The 13285-nt window shown below is 50.3% G+C and carries 11 protein-coding genes; 7 read left to right on the plus strand and 4 right to left on the minus strand.

What is annotated here, in order from left to right:
* Positions 1 to 155: 155 nt before the first annotated feature.
* The 4 genes from NTV65_05030 (at position 156) to NTV65_05045 (ending at position 5522) form a co-directional block, all read left to right on the plus strand.
* Positions 156 to 605: a hypothetical protein gene (locus tag NTV65_05030; protein ID MCX6114566.1), complete on the plus strand. Its 450-nt coding sequence runs from the start codon at positions 156 to 158 to the stop codon at positions 603 to 605.
* A gap of 213 nt (positions 606 to 818) precedes the next feature.
* Positions 819 to 1880 (plus strand): 3-oxoacyl-ACP synthase III, encoded by a 1062-nt coding sequence (locus tag NTV65_05035; protein ID MCX6114567.1) that lies wholly within the window; start codon positions 819 to 821, stop codon positions 1878 to 1880.
* Positions 1881 to 1897: 17 nt separating this feature from the next.
* The gene (locus tag NTV65_05040; GenBank protein ID MCX6114568.1) at positions 1898 to 4507 is read left to right on the plus strand and encodes a fatty acid CoA ligase family protein; all 2610 of its coding nucleotides are present in this window, start codon (positions 1898 to 1900) and stop codon (positions 4505 to 4507) included.
* Positions 4508 to 4514: 7 nt separating this feature from the next.
* Positions 4515 to 5522, plus strand: coding sequence for an NAD-dependent epimerase/dehydratase family protein (locus NTV65_05045; protein MCX6114569.1), 1008 nt, complete (start codon positions 4515 to 4517; stop codon positions 5520 to 5522).
* 4 nt (positions 5523 to 5526) lie between these two features.
* On the opposite strand, the gene NTV65_05050 is transcribed toward NTV65_05045, so the two are convergent.
* A complete protein-coding gene (locus NTV65_05050; protein ID MCX6114570.1) occupies positions 5527 to 5904 on the minus strand; it encodes a type II secretion system protein in 378 nt (125 codons plus the stop codon).
* A 133-nt stretch (positions 5905 to 6037) separates the two neighbouring features.
* Positions 6038 to 7207 carry a hypothetical protein gene (locus NTV65_05055; protein ID MCX6114571.1) on the minus strand — a complete coding sequence of 390 codons (1170 nt, stop codon included), beginning with the start codon at positions 7205 to 7207 and terminating at the stop codon, positions 6038 to 6040.
* Between the two features lie 229 nt (positions 7208 to 7436).
* Between NTV65_05055 and NTV65_05060 the strand changes: the two genes are divergently transcribed.
* The 3 genes from NTV65_05060 to asd all read left to right on the plus strand — a co-directional run bounded on the left by NTV65_05060 (position 7437) and on the right by asd (position 10629).
* Positions 7437 to 8666 carry an aminotransferase class I/II-fold pyridoxal phosphate-dependent enzyme gene (locus NTV65_05060; GenBank protein MCX6114572.1) on the plus strand — a complete coding sequence of 410 codons (1230 nt, stop codon included), beginning with the start codon at positions 7437 to 7439 and terminating at the stop codon, positions 8664 to 8666.
* 84 nt (positions 8667 to 8750) lie between these two features.
* Positions 8751 to 9770, plus strand: a complete 1020-nt coding sequence (locus tag NTV65_05065) for a phosphoglycerate dehydrogenase (protein MCX6114573.1) — start codon at positions 8751 to 8753, stop codon at positions 9768 to 9770.
* A gap of 22 nt (positions 9771 to 9792) precedes the next feature.
* Complete coding sequence (asd, locus tag NTV65_05070; GenBank protein ID MCX6114574.1) at positions 9793 to 10629, plus strand: archaetidylserine decarboxylase; 837 nt, start codon at positions 9793 to 9795, stop codon at positions 10627 to 10629.
* Here the strand turns inward: asd and NTV65_05075 are convergent.
* Positions 10611 to 11819 carry a glycosyltransferase family 87 protein gene (locus tag NTV65_05075; protein MCX6114575.1) on the minus strand — a complete coding sequence of 403 codons (1209 nt, stop codon included), beginning with the start codon at positions 11817 to 11819 and terminating at the stop codon, positions 10611 to 10613. The genes asd and NTV65_05075 overlap by 19 nt on opposite strands.
* Positions 11819 to 13216 carry an FAD-binding oxidoreductase gene (locus NTV65_05080; GenBank protein MCX6114576.1) on the minus strand — a complete coding sequence of 466 codons (1398 nt, stop codon included), beginning with the start codon at positions 13214 to 13216 and terminating at the stop codon, positions 11819 to 11821. Before NTV65_05080 ends, NTV65_05075 begins: the two co-directional genes overlap by 1 nt.
* Positions 13217 to 13285 lie beyond the last annotated feature (69 nt).

Below are 13285 nucleotides of genomic sequence, written 5' to 3' on the forward strand. Positions count from 1 at the left end.
AGCAGCCGTAATTTTATGTGAATGATTTAGCGCTCAAGCGTTCAGCGCTCATTTGAAGCACCGATACTCTTACTAGTGGGATGGATGAATTAAGCTGTCTAAACTATTTAGGGGCCAATACAGCAGTGGCCGGACTCAATAATGAGGTTTAAACCATGAGGGAATTCTCCTTTAATTCTTCACAAAAAGGACCTAAAAGGTCTGCATACAGGCGACTTATCGCTGGACGGATAAGCGCAGGTGCAGAGATAGCCGCTGCTCCCCGAATATCCTGGACCGATAGTAGGGTCGGTATATTTCGCGAGATTCCAACACAGTTAGAGTCGCATCTCGACCTGATTCAGCAGTCGCTAGTACTTTCAGGTCTGGAGGCGGCTGTGATTAATACTAATGAATCATCCGACACAATGACTCGCATCTGGGAAGGCGCTGGAGATGTGCACTCTTCAAATATAGGAGCATCTGCGCTCTCAGTTCAGGAGGTCGATGCGGCTGTTAAACTGGCAGAGGAGCTGCACGAGCAGATCGTGCGGGACCGTATACGGGCCAAGGAGGCACATGCTGCGCGACTCGGAACTCACGCAATTCAGAGGCTGCTGGATTAACCCAGGCGGTTTTTAGCTGCCAAACATAGTGCATAACTTACAGCAACTTACCTAGTTTGTTGTGGGTTGATACGTACAAACAAAGTATCTAGCGAGCATTTGTACAGATCCGCGCGATATGGTATCTGATCATCTTGAACTTAGATGGTTGCGTAGCCGCAGCTAATCACACACTCCCTACAGGGCCAGAATTAAGGCGATTGGAAAAGAGCTATGGTCGCATTTCGATATAAGAACGTCTGCTTAGAGTCCTACGCAATCACAATTCCACCGCAGACCCTGACCTCAGCAGAGATTGAGGATCGTCTTCTTGATGTCTATCAGAAGCTTGGAATCCCAATGGGGACCCTAGAGCGCCTGACCGGGATCGGCTCTCGTAATCTATGGGATATCTCTGAACGGCCAAGTCTGCTTGGGACGACCGTTGCGCGTGAGGCGATTGAACGATCCGGTATTGCGCCAAGCGATATCAGGGCGGTGCTTAGTTGCTCAGTAACGCGGGACTATTTTGAGCCAGCAACGGGGTGTTTGATTCACAGAAACCTTGAGCTACCTGAGGATGCTATTGCGCTCGATGTTAGCAATGCCTGCCTTGGTTTTATGGACGGGATCCTATTTCTTTCAAATCTCATAGAGTCCGGTATGGTCAAGGCGGGGGTTGTTGTCTCTGCCGAGCATACCCGCTGTATGATCGACAACACCTTTACAAGTATTATTGATGGCAGGGATCTCTCCCGTGATAAACTTTTGCGCCTGCTTCCGACCTTTACGATCGGCTCCGGTGCTGTGGCCTATGTCCTATGTCACGAGAGTTTGTCAAAGACCAAGCATCGGGTGCTAGGTGGAGCAACGCGCTCCGCGACGCAGCACTGCGATCTCTGTGTCGGTAATGTTGACTACCACCTTGTTGATAGCCCACCCCTTGGTCCGGTTATGGAAACGGAGTCCTCCAAGTTAATTGCGGCAGCGGCTCTGCTCGGCGCTCGCACCTGGGGGGACGCTTCAGAGGCGATCGGTTGGAGCAAGGATGATATTGACCATGTATTCTGCCACCAGGTTGGGAGACAGGTTAATGAGGGGTTCTACAACACAATGGGTCTCGACTATGCTAAGGATTTTACGATCTATCAGACCCGCGGGAACCTGGTATCGGCGGCGCTACCAACCGCGTTAGCAGTTGGAGTTGAAAAGAAGGGGATCAAGAAGGGCGAGAAGATAATGTTGACCGGATTTGGTTCCGGCCTTAACTCACTCTTCCTTGGAATTGAGTGGTAAAGTCATAGGGGTGCGCGGTGTCTGATCCGATACTTCCATTTCAATCCCGCTTTGTGTCCGTTGCTGGACACAAGATGCACTACTTCGATGAGGGGAGTGGGCCGGTTATCCTTTTATTGCACGGGAATCCGACCTGGTCATTTTTTTATCGTAACGTTATCCGGGAATTAAAGGATAGCTTTCGTCTTATAGCGCCAGATTTTCTTGGGTGTGGCCTCTCAGATCGAACTCCCGGCACCAGGTTTCGCGCCATCGATCGCATCAATCAGCTTGAGGAGTTCGCTGATGCTCTGGGGCTCAATAAGTTCTCTATCGTTATGCACGATTGGGGTGGTCCGCTCGGTACCGGATTCCTACTGCGTAAGCTCGAATGTGTTGATCGGATTATCTATCTCAATACGACCCTAACAGAGACGGAGAGCCTTCCCCCTATTATTAAATTAGCGGCGACCCCAGTTATCGGAAAGATTCTGACCAGGCATACGGCAACCTTTGTTCGACTCACAACCACCATGGGCGCACATAAAAAGCTGACCCCTGATGTTGTGGCGGGATACAGGATGCCCTATATGACCCGGCAGCGACGCGATGCGATCTGGGATTTTGTGGCGGACATTCCATTTGATTCCGATCATCCGACCTATACGCAGATGCTTGAGATTGCGACCGGATTGCCTAAAATTGCACAAAAGCCGGTTAAGATTATATGGGGACTAAGGGATCCCTGTTTTCATCGTGAGATGCTTAGCAAGGTAGCGGCCCATTTTCCAAAGGCTGAGATCCTTGAAATTCCAGATGCGTCACATCTCGTGCTTGATGACGCTCCACAGATTGCGATACCGGCGATTCGTGAGTTCTTTACTCGACCTCTTGGGGCTATTAATTCAGCACCGGCCAGTGCTAGTCAGGTGCTTGGCCGAGAAGATGGGCACATTCACGTCTTATATGATCAGGTCATGCGCATCGCTGATGGATCGCCCACAACCTCGGCTGTTATTACGCCCCGATGGGTGCGCGATCCGATAAACGGTAGCGCGCTGCACTATTCACATACAACGTACGGGGAGCTTGCAAAGCTAATTAACCAATATCAGCGCGGGTTCGCAGAGCTAGGACTGGCACCGGGCGATCGTGTTCTGATGCTTGTATCGCCAGGCGCGGATTTTCTCGCGTTAAGTCTCGCTGTAGCGGGTAGGGGGGGTACGCCGGTCTTCGTTGATCCCGGTATCGGGCTAGATCGACTTGCAAAGTGTATTCAGGATGCTGACCCAGCCGCATTTATAGGCTCACCACGTGCGCACCTGCTCAGGTTCCTAAAGCGCTCATTGTTTCACCGCATAAAGTTTCATGTGACTGCATCGGAGTGGGCATTCTCGCGCGGCTATTCGCTCGGATTTTTTAAGCGCTTTGCCAATGCGCCGATCGCGCCGATAGCTCTGCCGGTGTTAAGAAATGATGGCTCGTTAATGGCACAGGATGCGGCGCTGATAGCCTTTACATCTGGGGCAACCGGAACTCCCAAGGGGGTTATTATTACCAACGCCATGATGGCCGAGCAGATTAGAGTTATACGAGATGTATTAGGGCAGGTTCCTGGCACACGCGATTTAACATTACTGCCGATATTTTCTCTCTATAACGTAGCACTTGGAATCACTAGCGTATTTCCTTCGATGCCTGTTGGTAAGCCGCTGGCGCTCGATGCCGCGCAGGTTGTAAAGCTCGTAGGTGACCTTGCGATAGAGTCATCCTTCGGTTCTCCGACCCTCTGGCATAAGATAGCTGAGTACACCCTCAGAACCGGCGCAACGCTGCCTACTATTAAGCGCATATTTATGGCGGGTGCAGCGGTGCCTGTTGCTACTATCAAGCTTGTAAAGGGCATAATTCCAAACGGAGAGATCGCAACTCCGTACGGCGCGACCGAAGCTCTTCCAGTTACCTACGTGACAGGAACGGAATTACAGAGCTGCTTATGGCAACGCGCCTTATCTGGCGAGCAGGGCACTCCGGTGGGAAGGGGGGTGCCGGGGCAGGAGATAAAGATTATCAGGAGCAGTAATGAGATCCTGAGAACGATGGCTGAGTGCGAGCCGCTAGCCATTAAAGAGATCGGAGAGGTAATAGTACGTGGACCTACGGTCAGTCCCGAATATCTTCATAGGCCCGATGCAAATAAGATAGGAAAGATTATCGATGGAGCTAGCTTCTGGCACCGCTTGGGTGATTTAGGATACATAGATGAGGGTGGCTATCTATATTACTGCGGGCGTAAGGGTCATTCGGTCTACGTTGAAGGCAGGGCCTTTCACAGCGTGCCGTTAGAGGAGATCTTTAACACCCTTCCTAAGGTGCGCCGCTCGGCCTTGGTAGGGCTGCGCGGCGGACAGGAGCCAGCTATCGTTATTGAGCCCTTTCCACAATATTGGCCAGAGAGCACTGAACAGCAGCAGGCGTTTATATCTGAGCTTAATGAACTTGCACAGCAGAATGAGCTTACCAGCGGTATTCGGCGCTTCTTTTTCAATCGTTCATTTCCTGTTGATGCACGGCATAACGCTAAGATCTTTCGCGATCAGTTGAGTGATTGGGCAGATAAGATGCTCTCTACTCAGAGGGCGGCATAGGCTCCTTATGACACGTCGCTACATCGTAACAGGTGGGGGAGGCTTCGTAGGAAAGGCGCTCGCGAAGGCTTTGCGGGCCGCCGGTCATCAGGTCCTTAGTATCTCACGAGCTAGCTATCCTGAACTGCAGGAGTTAGGAATAACATCAGCGCAGATCGATATCAGCTCAGATCCCTCGACATGGTGCGAGCTATTTACCGGCGTTGATGGAGTTTTTCATACAGCGGCCAAGGTAGATATGTGGGGCAGCTATGAGGGATTCTTTAAGACAAACGTGATCGGAACAAGGAACGTTATAGAGGCTTGCCGTAGAGCTAGCGTGACTAGTCTGGTTTTTACCAGCTCTCCAAGCGTTATTCATGACGGCGCGCAACTTAACGGAGTTGATGAGAGCTATCCCTATCCTAAGCACTTTCCAGCGTTCTATCCACAAACTAAGGCACAGGCGGAGCAGGAGGTTCTGGCATCGGATTGTAAGAATGGATTACGCACCGTTGCACTTCGTCCGCACCTAATCTGGGGACCGAACGACACTAATCTTATTCCAACCATCCTAGAGCGCGCCAAGCTCGGCCGACTTACTCGGATCGGAGATGGAAGCAACCTGGTTGACCTTACCTTTATAGATGACTGTGTAACGGCGCACCTGTGCGCTATGCGAACCCTTGAGACAAAACCAGATCTGGCTGGTGGAAAGGCCTACTTTATTAGTCAGGGCGAGCCAACTAAGCTATGGAGCTGGATTGATCAGATCCTTAAGGCGCATGGACTTGCCCCAGTTCTAAAGTCGCTCTCAAAGAGGGCTGCTACGGTTTTGGCCTATCTGATGGAGGGCTATGCGGGCGCCTTGGGATTGTTAGGTATAGAGACCAAACCGCTCCTGACGCGCTTCTTAGTATCTGAGATGTCGACGAATCACTATTTTTCAATTGAACGGGCGCGGATAGATCTCGGCTTTACTCCGGCCTTTACCATGGAGCAGGCCTTTAAGCGCACCTTTACTCAGTCTGTATAGATTACTACTCAACCAGACCCCCAGCACTAGAATCCCAGGCAAAGACTCTGCCAGATCCGCGCGGGTGGCTTGCGCTACCCTTAAAATCGTTGGCTGAAGCCACGATAGCAAGCTCAACTCCTGTCGAAAGACGCTGGATACCTGGAAGTTGTACGCAGGTCATTCCAGAGCAGCTGAGGTATTTTTCCTGCTGAAGAAAATACGCCTCTTCTGCCATGGCAACGGAGCGCAGATCGATCTCTGCGCGGGCATCAAAGGCGCTTGCTCGATAGGCGGCATAGCGCGGCAGCGCTACCGCAACAAGGGCGCTAACTATACTCATCACCACAAGTAACTCAATTAGAGTAAAGCCCGAGTAGTGATTGCGGTTTTTTTGTCCCATGGCTGCCCCGATAGTATTGACGTAGGAGCTGTATGTTCGGAGCGAGCAATGAAAAGTTGTTGATGTATTGCTATCTTTTTCATGGCCAGTTGTATACGGGCTCTCCCAGGACTCAGGCCTCCTCCAATAGGAGTTAGAACTTAGAGATAATCCCCTTTACTGGTGCCTTGGCAGGGCGCTCACTCTCAAGCCGCTGTCTCTTGGCGTTCCTCCACTGCTTCAGCGCATTGATGCATTGAGGAGAGTACCACCCCTCAGCGTGGCACTTAGGCGCTGGAAAGAGCGGTATGAACTTAGTAGCCTGTTCGATAAATCTGTAGCAGCTCGATAGGACAATGCGCGAGCGCTCAAGGCGTATAGCTGTAAGTGGTTTGGAGTTATCAGGTTGATTAATTACAGCCATTAAATCAAGCAGCTCCTGCTTACCCTTAGCGTTTCCTGTGTAGAGAGAGAGCTCCTCCTCTACTTTACGTAGCATCTGTGTTTGATAATCGCCGCGCATGTTTTTAGGGATCTGAAGCAGTTGTTTCCTAGCTTCAACTATACGGGATGGCTCGTAGATAGCCGTATCATTTTCAGTAAGTGGGCGTAATCTGAGAGCTACGATCCGACAAGAGAGAGATAGGAGTTGATCGTAGACACCCACGGCATCATCCATGCTTTTATTTTTATCTTCACTACTCTCCGCGTTTTGAAACTGTCTATTGATATTCTCCAACATCTCACTCAGTACCGTGAGGCGCTGCGTCTCAACCGCAGATAGTCCGACCTTGAGTGAAGGGTCTGGCAGATCTTCAAGTAGGGAGCTGCTATCGTAAAATTCTACCAGCTTCTGATCCCTGTAAGCTGCGAGACAGGTTGGAGCTGCAATGCCATCCCGAAGGCAGATGGCTGCTGGGTTATCGGGATTAATTTCAAGTAACCTCTCCATACGAGCGATGCAATTGGGGTTGGTAGGAGGGCCCTCATACTTTAATGTAACGGGCAAACTCTTAAGACAGGAGGTATTCAGAGACTCCTCAAGCGAAGATATCAGGGAGGTAAGGTTCCGTTCCGATGGATTGAGTTTTAAACTGCCCTCCGCCATCTGAATCTTGAGTTCTAGCACGCCAAGCGTTGCGCTCATATCGGGGCCCTGTTGAGTATGTGCGGATGGATTTCTGCGTGGGATAGAGGGGGTTGCAGGGGTGCTGGGGTCCTGGCCAATAGCGACCGGCAGGGGAGCTAAAATTATAAGAGCATAGAGCGCTATCGCAGTAATTGATATCTTAGCGTGTCTCGTAACACAGCGGGGAGGAAACATGAGCAAACCTCTATCAAGTGACCGTATAGTGGAGAGCAACCTTGTTATGGTGAAAAAACAGCGTGGCCCCGCATGTTTTGTCTAACTCCTCTATATAGTTATATATAATTAACTATTCACCCCAGTAATGTAAATGGCCGCAAACTGGTAGCCAAGCCTAGGATACTGCTAGAGTGTGCCCACGTAAAGCAGTTATGGATGGCCGCCAACTTAAGAGGTGATTTTTAAAATGGATGTACAGAAGTTATTTGCTGAACGAATAGGTGGAGCACAGTTCGGCCAGGTGCAGCAAACATTTAAGTTTACCCTGATCAACAACGCCAAGCTCGAGTTCATGGCGAGGAATCCAGACACTAAGGTTATCGACATGGGTGTTGGGGAGCCCGAGGAGCTGCCGACTCAATCGATAATCGAGCAGTTATTTACAGCCGCACAGGTTAAAGGTAATCGCATCTATCCATGTAACGGAATACTAGAGTTTGCCGAGGCCGCCGCGCGCTATCTGCAACGTGAATTCCAAATCTCCGTTGATCCTAAGAGTGAGGTGATGCACTGCGTCGGCACGAAAACTGCGCTTGCACAGATTCCACTTGCGTTTATAAATCCAGGGGATGCCGTTATTACAACCGTGCCTGGGTATCCGGTGTTACCGAAGGTGAGTGAGTGGTTGGGCGCTAGGCTACTCCCCGTACCATTAGAGGCTAGGAACAACTTCTTGCCGGAGCTTAAACAGTTTGAAGAGACCATTAAACGGGAGCGCCCAAAGCTAGTGTTGCTCAACTATCCAAACAATCCGACCGGCGCTGTGGCGACCAAGGAGTTTTTCAAGCGGGTAGTTAATCTAGCGCACGAATACTCATTTCTGATCGTTCAGGATGCGGCCTACGCCGACTATGTTTTTAACGCAGAGTTCGTATCGCCGCTCCATATCGAGGGGGGCAAGGAGGTTACGTTAGAGATGTACTCGCTCTCAAAGAGCTACAATATGCAGGGCTATCGCCTCGGGTTCGTCGTTGGTAGCGCCCCCCTGGTAAAGGCCTTCTCCTTGGTCAAGGACAACACAGATAATGGGCAGTTTATTGCGATACAGAGGGCCGGTATTCATGCGCTCGACAACTGCCAGGGCTTTCTCGCCTCTAATCGTGAGAGGTACCTAAGGCGCCTAACACGTGTTACCGAGATTCTAAATAGGGCCGGGATTGAGGCTACGGTCTCACCGAGCACCTTTTATCTATACGTTCGAGCGCCGGAGAGCTTTAGGGGCACGCCGTGCGGAAGCGCTCAAAAGCTGGCGGACCTGCTTATCAGTCGCTACGGGCTAATAACCGTACCGTGGGAGGAGGCTGGGCCTTTTCTTAGGTTTTCTATGACCTTTGAGGTTGGAACTAAGGACTTTGGCTCAGAAGAGGAAGTTTTTGAGGCCCTTGAGAGCCGCTTGGTGCATGACTGTATAGCTTGATCGTAGATTGCCCCTCTGCTAGCGTCCTGAGAGCGGGTTCAGTCTGACTATAAGTACGGCTTATATTCTATAGGGTAAGGAGCAATGACATATTCAGTACTTGTTTCAACATCCAGTTTTATCGATACGCCTGGAGCGCACGTTAAGAAGCTGCTCGATACGGGGTTCGATGTTGTTAAGGCGCGAGGGCCGCTAAACGAGGAGCAGCTCCTCTCTTATATAGGGGATGGTACCCGCTTCGATGCCTTTATATGCGGAGAGGACGACTTCAACGCCAAGGTGCTTCAAGCGGCAAGCCCAAAGATTAAGGTAATTAGTAAGTACGGTGTTGGGCTTGATAAGATCGACCTGGTCGAGGCCGAGCGACTTGGAATAAAGGTTACAAATACCCCGGGGGTAAATCACACCACCGTCACAGAACTTACGTTTGGACTCCTGCTTAGCCTGACCCGTTGCATCCCTGAGCACAACGCACTGGTGCACAAGGGCGAGTGGCGTCGTCAGACCGGTCGCGAGCTTGCTGGGAAAACATTGGGCATTCTGGGCTTCGGTCGTGTAGGAAAAGAGGTGGCAAAACGAGCCATGGCGTTTGGAATGAACGTTAAGGTTTTTAACACCTCGTGGTCGTCGCAACACACTGCTTATCTAGAGCACCTGACAAAGGTTTTCAGCGACTCGCTCTTTGCAGAGTATCCCCCTACGATATCACGCGCTCCACACGATGAGGACCTATTCCCTAACGTAGATCTGCTCTCTATTCATATGAGCCTCTCGCGAGAAAACCAGTTCTTTATCAATAGGCGACGGCTCGCCATGTGTCGACGGGGCGTGTATATGGTAAACGTCAGTCGTGGTGCGCTGATTGATCAGAGAGCCATGGCGGATGCTATTAGAAGTGGTCAGGTGGCTGGTTATGGTGCTGATGTATTAGATCCGGAGCCGGTACAAATCGATAATCCGCTGCTCGGACTTGCCAACGTGCACCTTACTCCGCATGTCGGAAGCCGTACCTATGAGAGCGTGGTACGGCAGGGCTCAGCTGCTGTTCATAATCTGATTGAAGCTCTGCAGGCGGCCGGTGCGGGTAAGGTAGCTTCCGTTTAACGGAATAGGCTATGATGCCAGCATGAAATTTCTTACCTATGTTCCAAAATCGTATCTTAGTTGGGGGCTAGGCCATCTAGCGAGGCTCCCGCTGCCAAGACCATTAGCACGTTTCTCGATCTCGCTATTTGCACAGGCTTATTGCATCGATCCAACGCTAGCAACTAAACCATTAGAGAGCTTTAACTCAATCGGAGCTTTCTTTACACGCGATCTGCGGGCGGAGTTGCGACCGATAGGCGAGGGGTTGGTGTGTCCGGTAGATGGTACGTTGCGCTCCTGTAGCGATATCTCGCCAAATGCTGAGGTGACCCAGGTTAAGGGCAAGCTTTATAAGGTATCGAGGCTGCTTGGTGAGGACCGGCTTGCAGCGCAGTGTTTAGAGGGGCAGCTCTGGAATTTTTATCTCTCCCCGCAGGACGCCCACCACATTCACTCGCCGGTTGATGGAAAGATCGTTAGAACCGTACATATTCCCGGCAAGCTGTGGCCGGTAAACGATTGGGCGCTTAATTCTATTGAGGGGCTCTTTGTTACAAATGAGCGTGTGATAACATTTATCGAGAGCGATCTTGGATTAATAGCAGTAGTTATGATCGGCGCTACTAACGTTGGGCGTATAAAGCTGGCCTACGCGGCAATTGAAACAAACAGGTACCCGTGGCGAGCGCAGAAGCAAACTAGCATTGAACACGCACAGCCGATTGCGGTGGCGCGCGGCGACAAATTAGGCACATTTAAGATGGGCTCAAGCGTTGTGGTGGTTTCGGAGCGTAAGCTCTTTAATCTTGCAGGAGCTAAGTGTCCAGCTAAGGTTCAGTACGGGAGGATATTACAGGATTACATATCTGAAGGCTGAAACCACCCTGTTCTTCGCCTACTTATAAATAGCAAAACCATGTACATAATAATACATCCCGGCCCCCACCACGCCGAGATCAATTGAGTCAGTATGTCTCCATGCGAGAGATATCCAAGGGTTCCTCCGCTGCAAAGATAAAGGAACAGAAGGGCAAAAAGAGCCTTTGATGAATCTCTACTTGTTAATCCACCTTTGAGTAGATAAATAAATCCCCCCGTAAGTAGGGGCAGATAGTGCGTCCAGGCGGTCGGTGAGAGTAGGCACGAGACCCCAAGTACAAGCATAGTTGAAGCAAATAGATCTCTACGTTCTCGGAACTCAATCCACAAAAATGGAAACAGAAGTAGCGCGCATATTATCTGTACAAAGATAACCTGCACATAAGTATGATCGAACAGGATCCTCTGAGTGTATACGAAGGCTGCAGAGAGGCTGATATTGCCGTTGAAGCTGAGAGATAGACCCTGAGTATACGGTAATATCTTAGTAATAAAGGTTACGAGACTTTCAACGCCGCACAGTAATGCAAAAGGGATCCATAACAAGGCAAAGCCAAGCATAAACCAGAGCAATCCGCCTTTGCCTCTATAACGCAACGCCACAAAAGCTAAGGGCGCGGTAAATAATTTTAACGATACAGAGACGCCCCACAAAAGTGCTCCAAGTTTCCATTGCATCCCATCTTTCTTGCTTAACAAGAGCATACCTAGCATGGTTAAAAGAAATATTAGCGCCTGAGTCTGTCCGTATCTGATGTGTGCAAAGGTTCCAAGTGGCGCAATCGCAGACACTAAAAGTATTAATGAATATATCCAGGAGTGAGTGATCCCTAGAGCTCTAAGCAGCAGGAGGATGCCGATACAAAGTGCGGAGATCTGAAATATTGTCCATATAACAAAGGCATTTTTTGCATCAAAGAAGGTCAGGGGCGTCATTAGCACTGCTACGGTAGGGGTAGCCCCGGCAGAGGAGATCTCACGGGAGGGCAAAAATCCATTTTGGGAGTAAAGGGGCTTTAAATTAGCGCTATACGGATTTATTCCATTTGCGGCCAGTTTTGCCGTTAAATAGTAATGCGCAAAATCGTTATCCAGATACCAAGGCACTCGATCGGCTTCTAATTTTGGAAGCCAGCCAAGAAACAGAAGTATTATCGCAAGTAAGAATCCAGCACGCACATTTGTCATCAAAAAATCTTACCTGGATTCATAACGCCATTAGGATCGAAAACGCCCTTAATGCCCTGCATTAAAGCGATCTCGGCCTCTGTGCGTGAATAATGGAGAAACTCCCTCTTAAGGAGGCCAACACCGTGCTCTGCCGAGATACTACCACGGTAGCGCTGCACCAAGCTAAAGATCTTATGGTCTGCCTCGTGGCAACCGCTCCAGAAATCGTGATCTGAGATGGCGTCGGTCTTGAGCACGTTAATATGCAGATTCCCATCTCCAACGTGGCCGAATACAACAACACGGAGAGCTGGATAGGCTGTATTGATTATTGCATGCAGCTCATGCAGAAAGGCCGGAATCGTACTAACCGGAACGGAGATGTCGTTTTTATGGATGGTGTAATTGTCCGATAGGGTCTCGCTAATCAGATCCCTTAGGTTCATCAGCTCCTGGGCCTGAGCGCTTGATTCGCTCACTACAACGTCCTGTATCAGATCGTGCTCGTAAGCCTCTCCGAATGCCGCTACAAGGCGCTCTGAAGCTGAGGGATCGTTTATCTCGCACTCGACCAATACATATGCGGGGAACTGATGGGCGAGGGGATCGCGTAATCCTCGGTGTGTTAAGACCTCCTGCAGAGCGCGCCGCTCCATAAACTCAAAGGCGGAGAGATCTCGTAGGTTATTACGACAGTACGCTAGTAGGGGCAGGATGCCCTCTGTGCTGCGTAGTCCGCACAGAACACGGGTGATATCGTTAGGGGGGCTAGTTAGTTTCAGCGTTACTTCAGTTATAATACCGAGCGTGCCCTCAGAGCCTACGAAGAGATGGCGCAGATCGTAGCCAGTATTGTTTTTGAAAAGTGAGCCGTTTATCTCCAGCAGCTCGCCGTTACCGGTAATAACCTTTATCCCGACCACCCAGTCACGAATATTGCCGTAACGGATTACACGGATACCGCCGGCGTTGGTTGCTAGCGCTCCTCCGATCTGAGCTGACCCGCGGCTTGAGAAATCAACCGGAAAGTAGAGCCCATGTTGAGTCGCTTGCGTTTGAATACGCTCCAGCACCACCCCAGCCTCACAGATGATCGTTCGGTCAACTGAATCAACCTGTATGATCTTGCGCATACGTTCAAGCGATACGATCACCTCGCCATTAGTGGCCGTTGCTCCCCCACTTAAGCCCGTCCGTCCCCCTGATGGAACGATTGAGACCCTCTCCCGGTTACAGAGCTTTACTATCTGTTGAACCTCTTCACTATTATTTGGCAGAACTACGAGGCACGGCGCCGGTTTGAAGTCCTTAATCCAGTCGCGACCATAGAATTCAAGCGAGGCTTGGTCCTCTAGAACGCTCTCAGGGGCCAGAAAGGCCCGCATCTGATCCGCTAACATATTGGAATTACTCATGTATATTATCCTGAAGCAGTATGCTTAGTTATGAAGATTAGAGGATATACCAGGTAAGAACTCATAAAT

The organism is Pseudomonadota bacterium, assembly GCA_026390555.1.
GTDB lineage: Bacteria > Bdellovibrionota_C > UBA2361 > UBA2361 > OMII01 > OMII01.